Below are 20,717 nucleotides of genomic sequence, written 5' to 3'. Positions count from 1 at the left end.
TGACAGGACACTGGGTTGATCATGCAAGACCTCAACGACCTCTACTATTTCGCCAAAGTCGTGGAAGCCGGTGGCTTTGCCGCTGCCGGCCGCCTGCTGGGCATTCCCAAATCGCGGTTGTCGCGGCGCATTGCGGAACTGGAAGAACGCCTGGGCGCCCGCCTGCTGCAACGCACCACCCGTCAACTCACCCTCACGGCCGTCGGCGAACGCTACCTGCGCCACTGCCAGGCGATGTTGCTGGAAGCGGAGATGGCCGACGAGGCCGTGGCCAGCATGTCCAGCGAGCCCCGTGGACGGTTGCGGGTCAGTTGCCCGGTGGGTATGGCCCAGCACATGTTGCCGGAAATGGTCGCGGGTTTTCTCGCCGCCCATCCGCTGGTGCAGCTGGAAATGACCCTGGTCAACCGCCGCGTCGACCTGGTCGCCGAAGGCATCGACGTGGCTCTGCGGGTTCGCGAGCTGGGCGATGAAGACCCATTGCTGGTGACCAAGCGCCTGCGCCAGGCCCAAACCTTATTGGTCGCCAGCCCCGCGGTTCTAAAGGGACGGCAGATCAACACCCTGGAAGATCTCAAGCAACTGCCGGTGCTCGGCGCGCTGGAGGCCGACCGCCTGGTTCACCTGCGCCTGATCGACCCCCAAGGCAATGCCGAGGACTTGTCGATGGAGGCGCGCCTGGGCATCGACGACTTTATCGTGCGCAAGGCCTGCGCCCTCAAGGGCCTGGGGTTTACCGTGTTGCCGATGATGTACTGCGAAGAAGAATTGGCCAGCGGCGCGTTGGTACAACTGCTGCCCGAATGGTCGTCGCCGGGCGGCTGGCTGCAGGCGGTGTACCCACATCGCCGTGGCGTGCTGCCGGCCATTCGCGCGTGGATCGATTACCTGGAAGAGGCCTTCAAGGGCTGTGGAGATCGCTTGTTATGAAAATGACCGAGGCCCAAGTCGCGGCGTTCTGCCTGAGTTTGCCCGGTGCTCGGGAGGACTATAAATGGGGCGGTGTGCGGGTGTTTTCGATTGCTGGCAACAAGATGTTTGCCTTGCAGAACTTGCGGGGGGAGTCGTTGGCGTTCAAGGTGGACAAGGAGTTGTTTCTTGGGCATGTCGACCGGCCGGGGATTCATCCGGCGCCTTATTTGGCGCGGGCGCAGTGGGTGATTATGAATACGCCGTATCCGCTGGGGGCTGAGGAGTTGCGGGGGCTGTTGCAGCGGTCTCACCAACTGGTGGTGAGTAAGTTGCCCAAGCGGACGCAGGTGGGGTTGCGCCTGGAGTGAGGGGGGCTGACAGGCGATGGTTTTCCGACTGCCGCCCTGCGATCAAAAATGTGGGAGCGGGCTTGCTCGCGAAAGCGGGATGGCAGGCAATGTGGATTTTGGATCAGATTGAGTACATATCCGTTATTGGGGTAACGGCCGCTATTGGTTCCGCCCTTACGGCGGCTCACTTTTGAAAAGCCCAAAAGTAAGCAAAAGGCNNTTACCCCCCAAATCCCTGTCAGATTCCGGCCAGCGTGTTTGACGGGGCGCCTAAGATCAAAAGCCAGATCAAGAGCAAGAGCGGCTCGCTTCGCATCGTGGTTACGGTTGCGGTTGTGGTTGGGTGCTAGTGCCTAGAGGACTGACAGCAGCGTGCCGCCCAGGAACAGTTGGTCCAGCCAGAACACTTGGTGCAACAGCACGATCACCCAGAACAGCACTTGGTAAGACACTTTACGCGTCTTGTGCCGGAAGACTTGCTGGGCGAGCAGCGCGCCCGGCCAGCCGCCTGCTAGTTCGACGGCGTGCAGGATGTTTTCCGGGGTGCGGCGGCCTTCGGTCTGGGCCTTGCGCTTGTCGTTCCAGTACATCAGGAACGCCACCACGCTGACCACGCCGTAGGCCGCGAGCGGGATCAGCGTTTCGCCGCGATGCCAGAGCAAGGCTGAGCCCAGCAGCGGCGCGGCGCACAGCAGCACGAAGATCAGCGCCTTCAGGCGTGGGTGCTGGATGTTCATGGCTTGACCGCTGTCCAGTCGATCCAGCCGAACTGCCAGGTGGCCAGGATCACCAGGCCGAACGCGATGCGGTACCAGGCAAAGGCCGCGTAGCTGTGGCTGGCGATGAACTTGAGCAAGGCCTTGACGGCGATCATTGCGAAGATGAACGAGGTGACAAAACCAATGGCGAACACCGGCAGGTCATCGGGCTGGAACAGGTGGCGGTACTTGTAGCCCGAATACACGGCGGCACCGACCATGGTCGGCATGGCCAGGAAGAACGAGAACTCGGTGGCGGTCTTGCGCGACAGGCCGAACAGCAGGCCACCAATGATGGTCGCACCGGAACGCGAGGTGCCCGGGATCATGGCCAGGCACTGGGCAAAGCCCACCTTGACCGCGTCTTTCCAGGTGATGTCGTCCACGGTTTCGGCGTGTACCGCATGCTGGCGGCGCTCGGCCCACAGCATGATCACGCCGCCGACGACCAGCGCCGTTGCCACGGTGATCGGGTTGAACAGGTAGTGCTTGATCAGGTCGGCAAAAATCACCCCCAGTACCACCGCCGGCAGTACCGCGATGATCAGGTTGACCGTGAAGCGCTGGGCAGTGCGCTGGGTCGGCAAGCCGGTGACCACGTCGAAGATCTTGCGCCGGAACTCCCAGACTACGGCGAGGATCGCGCCCAACTGGATGATGATATTGAACGCTTCGAAGCGTTCGCCGCCGAAGCCGATCAGGTCGGCGACGATGATCTGGTGGCCGGTGCTGGAGATCGGCAGGAACTCGGTCAGCCCTTCCACAACGCCCAGTATCAATGCCTGTATGGCGGTCCAAATGTCCATGTTTCTCCCAAAGGTGGTGCGTATTTCTAATGATTCAAAGAGGCGAGCGCTTCTTCAGGCGCGGCGTTGATAATCAACGCCGGCGTGCAAAAATTGCGTGAAAAATCAGGCGGTACTCAGGTTTTCCGATTGCAGGCCGAAAGCCTATCAGACAAGCCGGAAATGTCGATGCAGCACCCACAATTATAAAAAGCACGGAGTGACAGGACCATGAACAGTTTGCGCAGCATGTCGATCAGCCGTCGTCTCTGGCTGATCCTGATCGTCGCCGTGTTGATGCTGTTGACCCTGGGCCTGCTGATGCTCAAGCAGATCCACGGCGACCTCTACCAGGCCAAGCGCCAGCAGACCCAGCACGTGGTGCAGACGGCCAGCGGCGTCCTCGCCTATTACCAGAACCTCGAAAAGACGGGCGTGCTCACGCGCGAAGCCGCGCAGAAACAGGCGTTGAGCGCCGTGCGCGGCCTGCGCTACGACCACGACGACTACTTTTGGATCAACGACCTCACCCCCGTGATGATCATGCACGCCGCCAACCCCAAGCTGGACGGCCAGAACCTCTCGGCCATCCGCGACCCGGACGGGTTTGCGGTGTTCAACGAGTTCGTGATCCTGGCCAAGGCCAAGGGCGCCGGCATCGTCAACTACCGCTGGCCGAAGCCGGGCGCCGAAGCGCCGGTGGAGAAAACCTCGTACATCCAGCTGTTCGAACCCTGGGGCTGGATCATCGGCTCTGGCGTGTACGTGGACGACGTGCAGGCCGAGTTCAAGGGCCAGGTGTGGAAAGCCTCACTGATTGGCCTGGGCATTGCGCTGGTCATGGCCTTGCTGGTGACAGTGATCGCCCGCAGTATCGTCAACCCGTTGCAGGCGGCGGTGAATGCCATGGGCAATATCGCCAGCGGCGAAAGCGACCTGACCCGCAGCCTGGACACCCACGGCAATGATGAGGTGACCCAGCTGTCCCGGCACTTCAACAGCTTCACCGCCAAGCTGCGCCAGGTGGTGGGCCAATTGCAGGTGTGCGCCAACGCCCTCGGGCAGTCCTCCACCGAGCTGGGCACCAACGCCAGCCAGGCCCACGACCGCAGCCAGCAGCAGTCGCAGCAGATGGAACTGGTGGCCACGGCCATCAATGAAGTGACCTACGGCGTGCAGGACGTGGCGAAAAACGCCGAGCACGCCGCCAGCGAAATGCGTGACGCCCAGGCCCAGGCGCAGCAAGGCCAGGTGAACATCGACGGCAGCCTGCAGCAGATCGACCAGCTCTCGGGCACCATCAGCCAGGCCGTAGAGGTAATCCGCACCCTGTCCAGCGAAAGCACACAGATTGGCGGCGTACTCGAAGTGATCCGCTCCATCGCCGACCAGACCAACCTGCTGGCCCTCAACGCCGCCATCGAAGCGGCTCGCGCCGGCGAGCAAGGCCGGGGGTTTGCGGTGGTGGCCGATGAAGTACGCCTGTTGGCCCAGCGCACGCAAAAGTCCACCGCCGAGATCCAGGTGATGATCGAGCGCCTGCAGGGCCACTCGGAAGCGGCGGTCAAGGTGATCAGCGACAGCCACAGCGCGTCGCAACTGACCATCGAACAAGCCGGCCAGGCCGGGGCCAGCCTCAATGCCATCGGCCAGGCGCTGCGCAACCTCAACGGCCTGAATGCCTCGATCGCCAGCGCCACCTTGCAACAGGCCCACGTGGTCGAAGACATCAACCAGAACGTCACCCAGGCGGCGGGCCTGTCCCACAGCACCGCGTTGGCGGCAGAACAATCGAGCGTCGCCAGCGCGCACCTGCGCGGCCTCAGCGAACAACTCGATGGCCTGCTGCGCCAATTCAAAATCTAATCTGCAGTGAGCGGGCTTGCCCGCGCTGGGCTGCGTAGCGGCCCCAAAAAAATGGGAGCGCTACGCACTCCAGCGCGGGCAAGCCCGCTCACTACAAAGCCAATGCCTAAGCCTATCTTCTTTGGTTACAATCAGCGCCCTCTTCGTCTCCCCTAAGGAACCGCCATGTCCGGGCTTGAACTGTTCGCCGCCGCCCTGGGGGTGATCGCTGTCTGGCTGACGGTCAAACAGAACCCCTGGTGCTGGCCTATCGGCCTGGTGATGGTGCTGCTCTACACCTGGATATTCTTCGACGTAAAACTCTATTCCGACATGCTGCTGCAAGTGGTCTATGCCGCGCTGCAGGTTTACGGCTGGTGGCAGTGGACCCGCGCCGGCGAGGTCAAGCAGGGTCGCCAGGTGACCAGCCTCGGCTGGCCGGCGATCATGACCAGCCTGGCCGTGGGTGCGGCCGGCAGCCTGTTGTTGGGCGCGGCCATGGCCCACTGGACCGACGCCGCTCAGCCCTGGCTCGACGCCGCCCTCACCGGTTTCAGCCTGGTCGCGCAGATGTGGATGGCGCAGAAACGCGTGCAATGCTGGCCGCTGTGGATCGCGGTGGATGTGATTTTCGTCGGCCTGTTCCTCTACAAAGGCCTGTACCTCACGGCCGCGCTCTACGCGCTGTTCACCGTGATCGCCGTGCAGGGCTGGCGTGAATGGCGCGCCGACCCGGCGCTGCGCGCATGAAGGTGGTGGTACTGGCCGGCCCCGAGTCCAGTGGTAAAAGCTGGCTGGCGGCGGAACTGCAAGCGCATTTTGGCGGCGTGATGGTCGGCGAATACGTGCGCCACTTCATCGATCAACATCAGCGCGACACCACCCTGGCCGACATCCCTGACATCGCCCACGGCCAACTGGCCTGGGAAGATGCCGCCCGCGCCAGGCAGCCCGGCCTGCTGATCCTCGACACGCACTTGCTGACCAACAAGCTGTGGAGCCAGACCCTGTTCGGTGACTACCCGAGCTGGCTCGACAGTGAGCTGCTGGCGCGGCACTACGACCTGCACCTGGTGCTGTCCCCCGAAGACGTGGAGTGGACCGCCGACGGCCAGCGCTGCCAACCGGAGCTGGCGGACCGCCAGGCGTTTTTCCAGGGCAGCCTGGACTGGATCGAGCAGCATCAGCAGCCAGCACTGGTCATTCGCGGCAGCTGGGAAGCGCGTCGCGCCACTGCGTTCAAAGCCGTTGAACAACTCCTTGCCGAGGCGCCTGCATGACTCACCCACTGCGTATCGCCATCGTCGGCGGCGGCCCTGGCGGCCTGACCCTGGCGCGTATCCTCAGCCGTCACGGTGTGGCCGTCTGCGTATTCGAACGTGAAAGCGGGCCGCTGGAGCGCCCGCAAGGTGGCACGCTGGATCTGCACGTGGAGTCCGGCCAGTTCGCGTTGCAACAAGCCGGCCTGGACGATGCCTTCAAGCGCATCGCCCGCTATGAAGACCAGGGATCACGGCTGATGGACCATCACGGCCAACTGCTGTTTGAAGACCCGAACCCCGAGGCGAAGGACCGCCCGGAAGTCGACCGCACGCAGCTGCGCCAGATCCTGCTGGATTCCCTGCCCGAGGGTTGCGCGAAGTGGGGCGTGAGCATCAACCATGCCAGCCAGGGCGATGACCAACGCTGGACGCTGCATCAAGGCGACCGCCATCACGGGCCTTTTGACTTGGTGGTGGGTGCCGACGGGGCCTGGTCGAAAATCCGCCCGTTGTTGTCGCCTTATCAACCGCAGTACAGCGGGTTGACCTTTATTGAATTCAACATCGATGACGCCGACCTGAGGCACCCACTCGCCGCTCGCCTGGTCGGTCGCGGCACGCTGCAGGTGGCCGGCGAAGCCCGCTCGATCATCGTGCAACGCAACGCCAACGCGCACCTGCGCGGCTATGCGATCTTCCGCGTGCCTACGGATTGGGCGGCAAACACAATTGATTTGTCCCACGCGCCTTCGCTGAAAATCCAATTCCAAGGCTGGCACCCAGACGTGCTGGCGCTGTTTGACGCCGCCAGCCCCACCCTGCTCGTCCGTCACATCCACGCCCTGCCCGTCGGCCATCGCTGGGCTCATCGGCCCGGGTTGACCTTGATCGGGGATGCGGCGCACTTGATGTCGCCGTTTGGCGGCGAAGGGGTGAATGCTGCGATGCTCGACGCTGCCGAACTGGCGCAGCACCTGCTGGAGACACCTGACGGCTCGAAAGCCGTGCAGGCGTATGAAAACCACATGTTCGAACGGGTGATGCCGGCAGCCCAGGGCAGCGCCGAGGGCGCCGCCCTGCAGCTATCCCATGACAGCGTGGCGCTGTCCCTGGCCCACCTGCATCAACACCTCACGCCTCAGTAACCCAGGGACAAGCCGGTGTTACGACGCGGGTCATTCGCACCGTAGAAACGGTTGTTACCCACCGGCTTGCCACCCAGGGACGGTGCGCCCACCAGGATCGCGGCCAAGTGGTTGGCGTCCTGCGGGCCGGCGAACTTGTGGCCCCAGCTTTCGAGGATCTTCTGGGTGTCCGGGCTGACCGCGAAGGTTTCCAGGTTGGTGGTTTCAGGCATCCACTGCTGGTGGAAACGCGGCGCGTCCACGGCTTCCTGGATGTTCATCTTGTAGTCGATGACATTGAGGATGGTCAGCAAAGTGGCTGTGATGATGCGGCTGCCACCCGGCGTACCCACCACCATCACGGCCTTGCCGTCCTTGGTCACGATGGTCGGGCTCATCGACGACAGCGGCGCCTTGCCCGGGGCGATGGCGTTGGCTTCGCCCTGGACCAGGCCGTACATGTTCGGCACGCCAACCTTGACGGTGAAGTCGTCCATTTCATCGTTGAGGATCACGCCGGTCTTGCTCGCCATCACGCCTGCACCGAACCAGTCGTTGAGGGTGTAGGTGACCGAGACCGCATTGCCCCACTTGTCGACGATGGAGTAGTGGGTGGTGTTGTTGCCTTCATGGGGCGACACGCCGGGCTTGATGGCTTGGGAATCGCCGGCCTTCTGCGGTTCGATGGCGGCGCGCAGCTTGGCGGCGTAGTCCTTGTCCAGCAGGTGGGCAATCGGGTTCTTCACGAAGTCCGGGTCGCCGAGGTAGCTGTTACGGTCCACGTAGGCGTGGCGCATCGCTTCGATCTGGTAGTGCAGGCCTTGGGCCGAGTGGTAGCCCAGGTCGGCCATCGGGTAGCCTTCGAGGATGTTCATGATCTGGCAGATCACTACGCCACCGGAGCTCGGAGGCGGCGCCGAAACCACGTGGTAGCCACGGTAATCGCACTCGATGGGCGCCAGCTCACGGGTCTTGTACTTGTCCAGGTCAGCCTGGGTGATGATGCCTTTGCCGGCTTGGCTGGAATCCACCAGCGCCTTCGCTACCCAGCCTTTATAGAAGCCATCAGTGCCCTTGGCAGAGATTTCCTTGAGGGTCTTGGCCAGGTCTTTCTGCACCAGCTTCTGGCCCACCTGCATCGGTTGGCCGTTGTGCAGGAAGATCCCGCGCATGTCCTTGTCTTTTTCGAACTCGCCGGTGGCGGTGTGCAGCAGGTCGATATCACCCTGCTCCAGGGCGAAGCCGTTTTCCGCCAGCTTGATCGCCGGGGCAATCACCTGGGCGCGCTTGAGGGTGCCGTATTTGCTCAGGGCCAGTTCCATACCGGACACGGTGCCAGGCACGCCCACGGCCAAATGGCCCTTGGCGCTCAGGCCGTCAATGACCTTGCCGTCCTTGTCCAGGTACATGTCGGCAGTCGCCGCCAGCGGGGCTTTTTCGCGGAAATCGAGGAAGGTCTTGCGCCCGTCGGCCAGTTGCACGGTCATAAACCCGCCACCGCCCAGGTTACCCGCCGCCGGGTACACCACGGCCAGCGCATAGCCCACAGCGACGGCCGCATCCACCGCGTTGCCGCCGGCCTTGAGCACGTCCACACCCACATGAGTGGCCAAATGCTGGGCAGTCACCACCATGCCATTTTCACCGGCCACCGGGGCCTGGGAAGCGGCTTGCACACCACTGACCGTCAACACCAGGGCAGTGGCAATCAAGGTACGGCTGAAGGGTTGGTATTTCATCCATGGCTACTCTATTTATTGAGGTGCACCAAAATAGCCCGTTCAGGATCCAATCCCCAGCGCAATGGCGTTTTTATTACAGAACTTGTCGGTCACAGAACGGCCGAAAAAATGCCCATGCTATATTTCGCGCCCTGACTGTCGCGCAAGGCGCTCCCCATGGTGATCAAGAAGACCGGCATTCGTGCCCAACAGGCGGACCAGACACGTGCACGCATCCTGCAGGCGGCAGTCAAGGTGTTCACCCGCGACGGGTATTCCGGCGGCCGTGTCGACAGCATTTCCAAGGCGGCCGACTCCAACGATCGCATGCTGTATTACTATTTCGGCAGCAAGGAACACCTGTTCGTCTGCGTGCTGGAACACATCTACGAGCAATTCAACAAAGCCGAAAGCAAGCTCAAGCTCGACCTCAATGCGCCAGTGCAGGCCTTGCGTGATCTGGTGGGGTTTATCTGGAACTACTACGTCAAGCACCCGGAATTCGTGGCGATCCTGAGCATCGAGAACCTGCACCAGGGCAAACATGCGCAGCAGTCCGGCGAGATGCGTCGGTTGTCAGGTGAGGCGGTTGGCGTGTTGCGGCCGATCATCGAGGCCGGCCAGGCGCAAGGTGTATTTCGCCAGGACGTGGACCTCAAGCACGTGTATCTGATGATTGCCTCGCTCTGCTACTTCTATAACTCCAACCGCCACACCCTCAGCTCGTTCCTCGGTGAGGACCTGACCGACAAGGGGCAGCAGCAGGATTGGCTGGCCTTCATCACCGACCTCGTGCTGCGCGGCGTCACCCCGATTTCCCTGTAGAAACCGAATCCAAATGTGGGAGCGGGCTTGCTCGCGAATGCGGTGTATCAGTCTCTGGAGCTGTTGACTGAACCGCCGCATTCGCGAGCAAGCCCGCTCCCACAGTATTAACCGCGGCGTGTCAGTGAGTGCCGGGATTGGCCCGCAGGTGCGCCACCTTCTGCTCCAACCCCTGCCACTGCGGCGCATTCGGCGCAAATTGCCCACGCAGGTACGCCGCCAGATCCGCCACCTGGCTGTTGGACAAGCTGTCCTTGAACCCCGGCATGTACCCCAGGTCCTTGGTCGCCGGGTTGCTGATGCCTTGCAGGATCACCTTGATCAAGTTGTCCGGCTGGTCGCTGTGCACGTTGGTGTTGGTGGCCAGTGACGGGCTCACCCCAAACAGTTTCGGCCCCAGGCCATCGGCGTGACAGGCCTTGCACGAACCTTCGAAAATGCGTCGGCCGCTGGGATTGGGCACAACCACCGCGGCGGCTTGCGCCTGGGCTGTCGCTTCGCCATTGAGCGACGCCAGATACACCGCCATCGCCCGGATATCCGCCTTGGGCAGTTTCGACAACTCACTCACCACTGGCCCCATCGGCCCGGCCGCCACGCCATGGGCGTCCGAGTACCCCGTACTCAGGTACGTGAACAACTGATCCTCGGTCCACGGCGTCGGCGCCTTGGACAACCCGGTCAAGGCCGGCGCCTCCCACCCATCGACCATGCCACCGGCAAGGAACGCCTTGCCGCCCTTCTCCGCGCCCATCAGGTTGCGCGGCGAGTGGCACGCCGCGCAGTGCCCCAGGCCATTGACCAGGTAATTGCCGCGATTCCATTGCTCACCGCGCTCCGGCTGCACGGTGATTTCGCCGCGCCTTAAATTCAACGCGTTCCACCCTGCCATCAACGGCCGGATATTGAACGGGAAGCGCATGGCATTCGGCGTCGGCGCCTGGCTCACTGGCGCTTGGCTCATGAGGTAGGCATACAGCGCCTGCATGTCGGCGTCGTTGATATTGCGAAACGCCGTGTAGGGAAACGCCGGGTACAGGTTGCGCCCATCGCGGCCAATGCCGTCACGCATGGCCCGCTCAAAGGCCGGGTACGACCAGGCACCAATACCGGTCTTTACGTCCGGGGTGATATTGCTGCTGTAAAGCGTACCAAACGGCGTTTCCATCGCCAGCCCGCCCGCATTGGTCGCACCACCCGGCGCCGTGTGGCACACCGCACAATCGCCAACGGCGGCGAGCAAGCGGCCGCGCTCCAGGGTGGCCTTGGACCAGGTGCCGGCAGCGGGCGGGGCAATCGGCGCGATCTCACTGTGAAAGGGCCAGGCCGTGGCCGCCAAGGCGCCCAAGGTGGCGAACAGCGCCCCAAACCACCACTTCTTGCGTTTCTCCGGCGACTTGGCCGGTTCGCCCAACGTGCCGGCATTCAGCGCCGCCAATACCCGTTCCGGGGTGATCGGCAACTCACGAAAACGAATGCCGGTGGCGTCATAGATCGCATTGGCAATCGCCGCCGCACTGGGCACCGACGCCGATTCGCCCGCGCCCATGGGCGGCTGGTCCTGGCGCGGCATCATCAGCACGTCGATCTTCGGCACTTCCGGAAAGGTCAGGATCGGGTAACCGCCCCACTCCTTGCTCGCCACCGTCGACTCTTCAAAGGTCACCCGTTCCTTCAGCACGCGGCTGGTGGACTGGATCACATTGCCGTGGATCTGATGCTGCACCCCTGCCGGGTTGATCATCATCCCCGAGTCATGCCCGATCACCACCCGCGTCACCGACACGTCGCCGGTGTGCTTGTCGATGGCCACGTCCGCCACCCAGGCCGCCCACGCCGCGCCAAACCCTGGGAACTTGCTGTGGATGTAGCGCGCATAGGCAAAGCCGCGACCGCGCAGCAGGTGGTCCTCGTTGGCGGTTTGCATCGGCGCGGTGCGCGGCGACCAGTTCGCACGCTCGGCGGTGGATTTCACCAGGTCGATGGCGCGCTCGTCCTTCAGATAGCGCAGGCGGTACTCCACCGGGTCGACGCCGGCGGCAAAGGCCAGTTCGTCGATATAGGATTCATGGGCAAAGGTATTGGGCAATGCCGACACCCCGCGCATCCACGACGCGCGCACGATGGGCGCCATGTCGTTGATGGTCACGCGCATGTTGTCGATGTCGTAGGGCGGGATCGAGGTGCGGTCGCCCATCTCGAACATCGCGGCCACGGGTTCGACGCGACCCGTGAGCAGCAACGCCAGGGTCGGCGCGCCGTTGGAGGGGTAGCTGGTTTCGAAGTCGTAGGCGGCGATGCTGCCGTCAGCATTCAGCCCGCCGTCCACCTCCATCAATTGCGCCGTGCCCTTGGGCTCCCACAGGTGTTCCTGTTCGCGGGTCAATTGCACGCGCACCGGTTTGCCGACGGCACGGGACAACAGCAAGGCATCGGCGCACACATCATCGGCGCAGTTGCGCCCATAGCAGCCGGCCGCTTCCATGCGGATCACGTCGATCAGCCCTTCCTCGCACTCCAGCAACCACGCCAGGTCGGCGCGCAACAGGTGCGGGTTCTGACTGCCCGACCATACCCGACTGCCCGCCGGCGAATAGTCCGCCACGCCGCAAGAGGGCCCGATCGAGCCGTGCATCTGATAGGGCCACAGGTAACTGCGCGGCATGCGCTGGCTGGCGCCGGCCAGTGCCTCGTCGACATTGCCCTGATCGAGCACCGTGCGGCGGACCCGTGGGTTGTCGCGGATCGCCTGCTCCACGTCGCTCATGTCCGGCAAGGCGTGGTTCCAGGGCTTCCAGTGCACCTGCAGTTCATGGGCCGCCTTGATCGCCTGCTCTTCACGCAAGGCCACCACCCCGACAAAGTCGCGGATCACCACCACGGCGACAATACCCGGAATATGCGCGATGGAGGCCTCGTCCACGCTCAGCAGGCTATTGCCGACAAACGCCCCGCAATCAAGCCCCGCATACGGCGGGCGCACCACGCGGCCGTGAAGCATGCCGGGCACGCGCATGTCGTGCACATAGGTCAGCTCGCCGGTGGCCTTGCCGGGGATGTCCACTCGCGCAGCGCCCTTGCCGACCAAGCGGTAATCCTCGATGGCCTTGAGTGGCGCATCACCGCTGATACGCAGTTGATCGTGCTGGCCGCCAACCAACTCGCCATAGGTGGTGGTGCGTCCGTCTGCGGCGTGGATCACACCGGCTTCAACCTTGAGACTGCCCGTGCTCACGCCCCAGCGCCCTGCCGCCCGTGCCAACAGAAAACGTCGTGCTTCGGCTGCGGCGTTGCGCAACGGGATGGCGGAAATCTGCAAGGTCGCACTGGCAATAGTTGCCCCCTGGTTGGGCACGCGCTCAGTGTCGCCGAGCACCATCTTGACCTGCTCCAGCGCCAGGTCGAGTTCTTCGGCAACGATTTGCGCCAGCGACGTACGAATACCGGTGCCCAGGTCCACATGACCGTTGAAGGCATAGACCAGGCCGTCATCGTTCACGGCGATAAACAGCCCCAGTTCCTTGGGCTTCACCGTCGGCGTGCCGCCCTTGGCCACCGGCCCCGACGGCGGCAACACGTCATCGACGATCAACAACACACCGGCCTTGGCCAGCCACTGGTCACGGGAAAGGGTCGTATCGGTCATGCTCATCAATCCACCGTCATGAGGCGAGCGGCACGCAGCACCGCACGCAGGATTTCGATATGGGTGCCGCAGCGGCAGAGGTTGCCCGAGAGTTCATTGCGCACCTCGGCCTCGCTGGGGTTGGGGTTGCGGTCGAGCAAGGCCTTGGCGGTCATGATCATGCCGTTGAGGCAGTAGCCGCATTGCGCGGCCTGCTCGTCGATAAAGGCCTGCTGCACCGGGTGCGGCGCGTGGCGTGTGCCCAAGCCTTCCAAGGTGACGATCTGGCGGCCCACCGCGCCCGACAACGGGAATACGCAAGCCCGTGCGGCTACGCCGTCGATGATCACGGTGCAGGCACCGCACTCGCCCAGGCCGCAGCCGTACTTGGGGCCGTTGAGTTCCAGGTCATTGCGCAGCACCAGTAACAGCGGGGTATCCGCCATGGCGCTGACTTCGCTTGTTTGGCCGTTGACCTCAAGCGCTACCGTGATGTGCTGGCTGATCATTCGCTTCGCCTGTGCCAATTGGTGAAGTGGTCACTACACGAAACAGCCAAAAAAAAGCGCCGCGGACCTGGGGCCTCGCGACACACTTGGCTGGTGAAGTGGCTACTACATCAACTCAGAGCAAAAACGGTGCCAGTACCGGCTTATTCCTGCGGGTCGTCGATCATTTTGCGCAGCAGGAACAGCATCGCCACCCGTTCGGCGGGGTTGAGGTTACTCAGGGTCAGTTCGCTGATCTGCGCGGCACGCGGCGCGGTCTGGCCCACCAGTTCGGCGCCGGACGCCGACAAGTCCACCACCACCTTGCGCTTGTCCTGGGGGTCAGGCTCCAGGGTAATCAGTTCCTTGGCCTTGAGCCGCTCGACGATGCCGCGAATGGTCGCCTGGTCGACGGCGGTGGCCTTGACCAGCTCGGTCAGCGAACTTGCACCGTGATCGCGCAGGGCACACAGGGTGACGAACTGCACGGCGGTGAGCTGGGAGTCACCGACATTCTGCTGGAAAATCGCCAGGTGGCGCTGGTAGGCCTTGCGCAGCAGGTGGCCAACTTGCTCGGAAAAGATGTAGGAATCAGGCACGGCGGGCTCGGAAGGTAGCGGGCGATGGGGAGGCATATTACCTCATACACCTGCCAGAACGCTTTTACTGTGGCGAGGGAGCTTGCTCCCGCTGGGCTGCGCAGCNNCGCTTCGCGCCCCAGCGGGAGCAAGCTCCCTCGCCACAGAAGCAGGGGGGATGTTTAGCGAGCCAGGGAGGCTGCGGGGGCGACGACGTCACCGGCGATTACCACGGCCTCGTCGTCCAGATACACATCGCAATGACGCAGCGGAATGTCCATATGGCACGGCGTCTTGCGTGTGCCGCCGACTTCAGTGTTCGGCCCGGTGGAGAACAGGAAGTTGCCATAGAACGCCCGCGCGTCCATGCACATGCCGTCGTTCTTGTCGTGCAGGCCCATGGCCGTCCACTGCGCCCGTGGCTGCAGGCCCCAGCCAATATGGGAGATGCCGTACACCTCGGGGTCGTTGAAGTACTTCATGTAGTCGCGCAGGTACTCAGCCTCGAAGCCGCCGTGGATCCTGGTGATAAAGCCCTTCTCGATCTCCAGGGTGATCTTCTCGCGGGTGTAGGTCTTGAACGGCAGCAGGATGTCGCCGATATCCAGCACCAGCACGCCCTCGGCGGTTTCTTCGTTGGGCCACGAGAACAGGAAGCCGCTGGGCCAGTGGTCCCAGCGCCCCGGCTCATCGGCAAAGCCGTACTCAGTTACCGACGGGTATTGCCCCAGGGCGGCGCGGAAATCACTGCCGGCGCGGGATTTGACGTGGATCGAGCGGGCCTTTTTCAGCAACTGCTCCGCCGCCAGAACGCGCACCTTGTCTTCCTCGGTGGGCAGCATGCGCGCCAGCACTTCCGGGGGCTCCACGGCCAGCAGGATGCGCGTGCCGGTCTTGAGGATCTGCTCCTGCTCCGGCGAGTGCAGCAACATCATGGTGTCGACGATCAGATCCGCCGCCTCCAGAGCACGTTGGGCGGCGAGGTTGCCGGTGAGCGCGGTGTCGCCGCAGTAAGCGGTCATGTCATTGCCCATCGCCTTGGGATGATTGAACGACGGCAGCTCCACCGCATACACCTTGGCCCCCAGCCGCTGGGCGGCGTCCATGGCGGCACGCACGGTGCGCGGGTCGGAGTAATGGCTCTTGAGCACGGCGACGCTCTGGGTCGGGTCGACCTTCGACAGCTTCAACACATGCTCGAACATCTGGGTCAGTTCGCAATCGCTTACCGGCATTTTCCTGTCTCCTGTGGGGCTGCACCAAGTTCAAGCACCGCGCTTCACTCTAGTGCACTTTTATAGCGTACACGCCAATTACTGACGATAAGACCTGAATTGCAGGCTGACTGCAAGCGCCGCGCCAAAACGTTACCAATCCACACAAACCCACTATTTAATGGCTACAACCCGTTACACAGGATAAATATGGCCAAAAAATAAATTTTCAGACGCGGGCTTCCCATTTCAAAAAATGAGCGTATACACTTTAAAAACCTTGCGGACAGACGCCGCCAAAAATCAAAAAGAGAGAGGATCACGCCCCATGGGAAGCACACAGAAAATCGCCATCGTCGGCGCCGGCCTTGGCGGTGCCGCAGCCGCCACCCTGTTGCAGCAAGCTGGCTTCGATGTGGACATCTACGAGCAGGCGCCAGAATTCTCCCGGCTGGGTGCGGGGATCCACATGGGTCCTAACATCATGAAAATCTTCCGCCGCATGGGCATCGAAAAGCAGCTGGACCTGATGGGCTCGCACCCCGAGCACTGGTTCAGCCGTTGCGGCGAAAGCGGTGATTACCTGTCACGCATCCCCCTCACCGGCTACGGTGCGTCCTACATCACCGTGCACCGCGGTGACCTGCATGCCCTGCAGATGTCCACCCTCAAGCCGGGCACCCTGCACTTCAACAAGCGCCTGGAAACCCTCGAAGAAACCGACACCCAGGTGCGCCTGACCTTCGCCGATGGCGAGGTGACCTACGCCGACATCGTGATCGGCGCCGACGGCATCAACTCCAAGATCCGCGAAGAACTGCTGGGCGTGGAAAAACCGCTGTACAGCGGCTGGGTCGCGCACCGGGCGCTGATCCGTGGCGACCAGTTGGCCAAGTACGACCTCAAGTTCGAAGACTGCATCAAGTGGTGGACCGAAGACCGCCACATGATGGTCTACTACACCACCGGCAAGCGCGACGAGTACTACTACGTGACCGGCGTGCCCCACGCCGAATGGGACTTCCAGGGCGCCTTCGTCGACAGCAGCCGCGAAGAGATGTTCGACGCCTTCAAGGGCTACCACCCCACCGTGCAGGCGCTGATCGAATCCACCGAAAGCGTGACCAAATGGCCGCTGCGCAACCGCAACCCATTGCCGCTGTGGAGCCGTGGTCGCCTGGTGCTGCTGGGCGACGCCTGCCACCCGATGAAACCGCACATGGCCCAGGGCGCCGGCATGGCCATCGAAGACGCTGCCATGCTCACTCGCTGCCTGCAGGAAACCGGCATCAGCGACTACCGCACCGCATTCCAGCTCTACGAAGCCAACCGCAAGGAACGTGCATCCCGCGTGCAGGCCGTGTCCAACGCCAACACCTGGCTGCGCACGCAAGAAGACCCGGCCTGGGTCTACGGCTATGACCTGTACGCCCAGGAGCTGAAATCGGGGGTGGCCGCGTGAGCACCTTCCTCTACGGCGGCAACGTCCAGGCCAATGGCATCCGCCAGCACTACCTGCGTTACGGCGGCAAGGGCCCGGCGCTGATCCTGATCCCGGGCATCACCAGCCCGGCGATCACCTGGGGTTTTGTGGCCGAGCGCCTCGGCGCGCACTACGACACCTACGTGCTCGACGTGCGTGGGCGCGGCCTGTCGTCCACCGGCCCCGAGCTGGATTACAGCGCTGAGACCTGTGCCGACGATATCGGCGCGTTTGCCCAAGCGCTCAACCTGGACAACTACCATCTGGTCGGCCACTCCATGGGCGCGCGCTTTGCCGTGCGCAGTGCGGTCAAGCACCCCCAAGGCGTGAACCGCGTGGTGCTGATCGACCCACCGGTGTCCGGTCCCGGCCGCCGTGAATACCCAAGCAAGTTGCCGTGGTACGTCGACTCCATCCGCCAGTCGCTGGTCGGCATGGATGCGGAGGCCATGCGCGCCTTCTGCGCCACCTGGACCGAGGAACAACTGCAATTGCGCGCCGAATGGCTGCACACCTGCTTCGAGCCGGCCATCGTGCGCGCCTTCAATGATTTTCACGACGTCGACTTCCATCAAGACCTGCCCCACCTCAAGGCCCCTGCCCTGTTGATGGTGGCCGGGCGTGGCGGCGTGATCCTCGATGAAGACGTCGCCGAGATTCAGGACCTGCAACCGGCGATCCACGTGGTTCGCGTGGCCAACGCCGGGCACATGATTCCGTGGGACGACCTCCAAGGCTTCTTCGACGCCCTGGGCGACTTCCTACCCACCGAACAATAAGGGAAACCATCATGCTCAAGCCTTACCGCATCGGCCAGATCGTGCCGAGCTCCAACACCACCATGGAAACCGAGATCCCGGCGATGCTCACCGCACGCCAGGCCATCCGCCCGGAGCGCTTTACCTTTCACTCCAGCCGCATGCGCATGAAGCAAGTGCGCAAGGAAGAGCTGGCGGCGATGGACGGCGAGTCCGACCGTTGCGCCGTCGAGCTGTCTGACGCCAAGGTCGACGTGCTGGGCTACGCCTGCCTGGTGGCAATCATGGCCATGGGCCTGGGTTATCACCGTAACTCCGAGCAACGCCTGCGCAAGGCCACCGCCGACAACGACGCCAACGCCCCGGTGATCACCAGTGCCGGTGCGTTGATTGAAGGCCTCAAGGTGATGGGCGCCAAGCGCATCGCCATCGTTGCGCCGTACATGAAGCCGCTCACCGAGCTGGTGGTGAACTACATCCGCGAAGAAGGCTTTGAGGTGGTGGACTGGCGCGCGCTGGAGATCCCCGACAACCTCGAAGTGGCCCGCCACGACCCGGCCAACCTGCCGGCCATCGTCGCTGGCATGAACCTGGAAGGCGTTGACGTGATCGTGCTGTCTGCCTGCGTGCAGATGCAATCGCTGCCGGTGGTGGCCAAGGTCGAGGCGCAAACCGGCAAACCGGTGCTGACCGCTGCCATCGCCACTACCTACGCCATGCTCAAGGCCCTGGACCTGGAGCCCATCGTGCCCGGCGCCGGCGCACTGCTCTCCGGCGCTTACTGAGGGGCTTTGTGATGAACGAACAATCCGCCGACGCCAACTACCAGGGCGTATGGGGTAATCGCATCGGCTTTGGCAAAAAGGCCGCGCTGCTGATGATCGACTTCATGCAGGGCTACACCACCGAAGGCGCACCGCTGTTTGCGCCAGGCGTGGTCAGTGCCGTGGCCGAAAGCGTGGAGCTGTTGGCCACCGCGCGTAAACATGGGATTGCGGTGGTGCACACCAATATCCGCTACCATCCCGGCCATTTCGTCGATGGCGGGATCTGGGTCAAGAAGGCCCCGGTCATGAAAGACATGGTCGAAGGCAACCCGCTCGCCGCGTTTTGCAGCGAGGTGTTGCCCCAGGCCGATGAAGTGGTGATCACCAAGCAGTATGCCAGCGCGTTTTTTGGCAGCAGCCTGGCCCCGATGCTGCACGCCCAAGGCATCGACACCGTGGTGCTGGCCGGCTGCTCCACCAGCGGCTGCATCCGCGCCACGGCGGTGGATGCCGTGCAACACGGGTTTCGCACCATCGTCGTGCGCGAGTGCGTCGGCGATCGACACCCGGCCCCCCATGAAGCCAACCTGTTCGATATCGACAGCAAGTATGGCGACGTGGTGAGCAAGCAGGAGGCGATGAGTAAGTTCAGGGAGCAATAAGACGCTATTAGGAACTGCGCCATAGAGCGTGGTCCTGAAAAAACTGAGGGCCCATTGGAATGCAATCTAATGTGGGAGCGGGCTTGCTCGCTCCCACACCGGATCACCTCCAGCAGGACCCCCTCAGTCTTCTGACACTGCCTTTGGAAGTCGCTTCTACAGCACTCCGAAGTGCTGGAACAAAGCGGCCGTATAAAAACCATAAGTCACCGCCAGGAGACACCCCAATGCCCATTGCGAATGCAGCGCCCGCGACCACCGTCGCCGACCCCGTCACCACGCTCTACCACAAGATCACCTGGAAGCTGATTCCGTTCCTGTGTTTCTGTTACCTCGCGGCCTACCTGGACCGTATCAACATCGGCTTCGCCAAGCTGCAGATGCTCGACCAACTGCACTTCAGCGAAACCGCGTTCGGCCTCGGCGCCGGGCTGTTCTTCGTGGGCTACATCATCTTTGAAGTGCCAAGCAACCTGGTGCTGGAGCGGGTGGGCGCGAAGATCTGGATCGCGCGCATCATGATCACCTGGGGCCTGCTGTCGGCCTGCACCATGCTGGTCACCTCCACCACCCAGTTCTACATCCTGCGCTTTTTGCTTGGCGCCGCCGAAGCGGGTTTCCTGCCGGGCGTGCTGTATTACCTGACCACCTGGTTCCCCACCCACCGGCGCGGGCGCATCATCGCGCTGTTCATGATCGGCCTGCCGCTGTCCAGCGTGATCGGCGGCCCGCTGTCCGGCTGGATCATGGGCCACTTCGACCAGATGGGCGGCCTGCGCGGCTGGCAGTGGTTGTTCCTGATCGAGGCTGTGCCCAGCGTGTTGCTCGGCGTGCTGACGTTCTGGGCCCTGCCCAACACCTACCAGCAGGCCAAATGGCTGTCGGATGAAGAAAAAGCCCTGCTGGAAAGCGAACTGCGCAAGGACGAGGCCGACGCCACCGGCAGCAAGCACAGTTTTCGCGACGGCTTCTTCAACCTCAAGGTGTGGATGCTCGGCGGGATCGACTTCTCGATCCTGCTCAGCGCCTACGCCATGGGTTTCTGGATGCCGACTTTCATCCGCAATGCCGGCGTGACCGACACCTTCCATATCGGCGTGCTCACCGCGCTGCCGAGCATCGCGGCCTTGCTGGGTATGCTGCTGATCGGCGCCAGCTCGGACAAACACCGCGAACGCCGCTGGCACATCATCGTGCCGTTCTTCATCGGCGCGGCGGCCATGGCCACCAGCACCTTCTTTACCCATAACGTGGCGGCCACCGTCGCGCTGTTCGCCATCGCCTCGGCCGCGATCATCGGCGCGGTGCCCGTGTTTTTCAGCCTGCCGGCCACCTTTCTCAAAGGCACCGCGGCTGCCACGGGCTTTGCCCTGGCCTGTTCGGTGGCGAACATTGCCGGCTTGGTGAGCAACTCGTTGATGGGCGTTGCGATCGACGTCACAGGCAGCAGCGCAGGTGCCTTGTGGTTTTTCGCGGGCTGCCTGATCCTCAGCAGCTTCCTGGTCATCGCCTTGCCGGCGAAACTGGTGAACCGTTGACAACAATAATTTTTCGGATGAA

General features: G+C 62.9%; 19 protein-coding genes. 12 read left to right on the top strand and 7 right to left on the bottom strand.

Translation table 11 applies throughout. The features are described 5' to 3' along the window. Positions 1-21 precede the first annotated feature (21 nt). Entirely contained in the window at positions 22-930 is a 909-nt protein-coding gene (locus tag HX803_RS25705) for a LysR substrate-binding domain-containing protein (protein ID WP_178924550.1), read from the top strand. Next, on the top strand, positions 927-1,280 hold the full coding sequence (locus HX803_RS25700; protein ID WP_178924548.1) for an MmcQ/YjbR family DNA-binding protein: 354 nt from the start codon (positions 927-929) through the stop codon (positions 1,278-1,280). Before HX803_RS25705 ends, HX803_RS25700 begins: the two co-directional genes overlap by 4 nt. Positions 1,281-1,615: 335 nt before the next feature. On the opposite strand, the gene HX803_RS25695 is transcribed toward HX803_RS25700, so the two are convergent. Then, a complete protein-coding gene (locus HX803_RS25695) occupies positions 1,616-1,999 on the bottom strand; it encodes a DUF1294 domain-containing protein (RefSeq protein WP_176998142.1) in 384 nt (127 codons plus the stop codon). Then, positions 1,996-2,826, bottom strand: coding sequence for an undecaprenyl-diphosphate phosphatase (locus HX803_RS25690; RefSeq protein WP_178924546.1), 831 nt, complete (start codon positions 2,824-2,826; stop codon positions 1,996-1,998). The genes HX803_RS25695 and HX803_RS25690 overlap by 4 nt, the downstream gene beginning before the upstream one ends. Before the next feature lie 210 nt (positions 2,827-3,036). Here HX803_RS25690 and HX803_RS25685 point away from each other — a divergent pair, with 210 nt between their 5' ends. The 4 genes from HX803_RS25685 (at position 3,037) to HX803_RS25670 (ending at position 7,057) form a co-directional block, all read left to right on the top strand. Continuing rightward, on the top strand, positions 3,037-4,671 hold the full coding sequence (locus HX803_RS25685) for a methyl-accepting chemotaxis protein (RefSeq protein ID WP_178924544.1): 1,635 nt from the start codon (positions 3,037-3,039) through the stop codon (positions 4,669-4,671). Positions 4,672-4,836: 165 nt separating this feature from the next. Then, entirely contained in the window at positions 4,837-5,400 is a 564-nt protein-coding gene (gene pnuC / locus HX803_RS25680) for a nicotinamide riboside transporter PnuC (RefSeq protein WP_176998139.1), read from the top strand. After that, on the top strand, positions 5,397-5,930 hold the full coding sequence (locus tag HX803_RS25675) for an AAA family ATPase (RefSeq protein WP_178924559.1): 534 nt from the start codon (positions 5,397-5,399) through the stop codon (positions 5,928-5,930). Before pnuC ends, HX803_RS25675 begins: the two co-directional genes overlap by 4 nt. Further along, positions 5,927-7,057 (top strand): NAD(P)/FAD-dependent oxidoreductase, encoded by a 1,131-nt coding sequence (locus HX803_RS25670; RefSeq protein ID WP_178924542.1) that lies wholly within the window; start codon positions 5,927-5,929, stop codon positions 7,055-7,057. The genes HX803_RS25675 and HX803_RS25670 overlap by 4 nt, the downstream gene beginning before the upstream one ends. Here HX803_RS25670 and ggt read toward each other — a convergent pair. Beyond that, the gene (gene ggt / locus HX803_RS25665; RefSeq protein WP_176998137.1) at positions 7,051-8,775 is read right to left on the bottom strand and encodes a gamma-glutamyltransferase; all 1,725 of its coding nucleotides are present in this window, start codon (positions 8,773-8,775) and stop codon (positions 7,051-7,053) included. The two genes, HX803_RS25670 and ggt, sit on opposite strands and share 7 nt — an antisense overlap. 159 nt (positions 8,776-8,934) lie before the next feature. Here ggt and HX803_RS25660 point away from each other — a divergent pair, with 159 nt between their 5' ends. Further along, positions 8,935-9,582 carry a TetR/AcrR family transcriptional regulator gene (locus HX803_RS25660; RefSeq protein ID WP_178924540.1) on the top strand — a complete coding sequence of 216 codons (648 nt, stop codon included), beginning with the start codon at positions 8,935-8,937 and terminating at the stop codon, positions 9,580-9,582. A 121-nt stretch (positions 9,583-9,703) separates the two neighbouring features. Here HX803_RS25660 and HX803_RS25655 read toward each other — a convergent pair whose 3' ends face one another. From HX803_RS25655 to HX803_RS25640, 4 genes are all read right to left on the bottom strand, one after another. Then, complete coding sequence (locus HX803_RS25655) at positions 9,704-13,228, bottom strand: molybdopterin cofactor-binding domain-containing protein (protein ID WP_178924538.1); 3,525 nt, start codon at positions 13,226-13,228, stop codon at positions 9,704-9,706. A gap of 5 nt (positions 13,229-13,233) precedes the next feature. Beyond that, positions 13,234-13,716 (bottom strand): (2Fe-2S)-binding protein, encoded by a 483-nt coding sequence (locus HX803_RS25650; protein WP_178924536.1) that lies wholly within the window; start codon positions 13,714-13,716, stop codon positions 13,234-13,236. 143 nt (positions 13,717-13,859) lie between these two features. Next, positions 13,860-14,294 carry a MarR family winged helix-turn-helix transcriptional regulator gene (locus tag HX803_RS25645; RefSeq protein WP_178924534.1) on the bottom strand — a complete coding sequence of 145 codons (435 nt, stop codon included), beginning with the start codon at positions 14,292-14,294 and terminating at the stop codon, positions 13,860-13,862. Positions 14,295-14,455: 161 nt separating this feature from the next. After that, positions 14,456-15,508 (bottom strand): 2,5-dihydroxypyridine 5,6-dioxygenase, encoded by a 1,053-nt coding sequence (locus HX803_RS25640; RefSeq protein ID WP_178924532.1) that lies wholly within the window; start codon positions 15,506-15,508, stop codon positions 14,456-14,458. Between the two features lie 307 nt (positions 15,509-15,815). On the opposite strand from HX803_RS25640, the gene HX803_RS25635 reads away from it, so the two are divergent. From HX803_RS25635 to HX803_RS25615, 5 genes are all read left to right on the top strand, one after another. Further along, positions 15,816-16,949 carry an FAD-dependent monooxygenase gene (locus HX803_RS25635; RefSeq protein ID WP_176998131.1) on the top strand — a complete coding sequence of 378 codons (1,134 nt, stop codon included), beginning with the start codon at positions 15,816-15,818 and terminating at the stop codon, positions 16,947-16,949. Beyond that, positions 16,946-17,749: an alpha/beta fold hydrolase gene (locus tag HX803_RS25630; RefSeq protein ID WP_178924530.1), complete on the top strand. Its 804-nt coding sequence runs from the start codon at positions 16,946-16,948 to the stop codon at positions 17,747-17,749. Before HX803_RS25635 ends, HX803_RS25630 begins: the two co-directional genes overlap by 4 nt. Before the next feature lie 11 nt (positions 17,750-17,760). After that, complete coding sequence (locus HX803_RS25625) at positions 17,761-18,513, top strand: Asp/Glu racemase (RefSeq protein WP_122307871.1); 753 nt, start codon at positions 17,761-17,763, stop codon at positions 18,511-18,513. Positions 18,514-18,524: 11 nt separating this feature from the next. Further along, complete coding sequence (locus HX803_RS25620; protein ID WP_178924528.1) at positions 18,525-19,157, top strand: N-carbamoylsarcosine amidohydrolase; 633 nt, start codon at positions 18,525-18,527, stop codon at positions 19,155-19,157. A gap of 227 nt (positions 19,158-19,384) precedes the next feature. After that, positions 19,385-20,695, top strand: a complete 1,311-nt coding sequence (locus tag HX803_RS25615) for an MFS transporter (protein WP_178924527.1) — start codon at positions 19,385-19,387, stop codon at positions 20,693-20,695. Positions 20,696-20,717 lie beyond the last annotated feature (22 nt).

It is taken from the genome of Pseudomonas sp. P7548 (assembly GCF_013386585.1).
Lineage (GTDB): Bacteria > Pseudomonadota > Gammaproteobacteria > Pseudomonadales > Pseudomonadaceae > Aquipseudomonas.
Note: the sequence above shows the minus strand (reverse complement) of the source record. Positions and strands in the feature narration are given on the sequence as shown.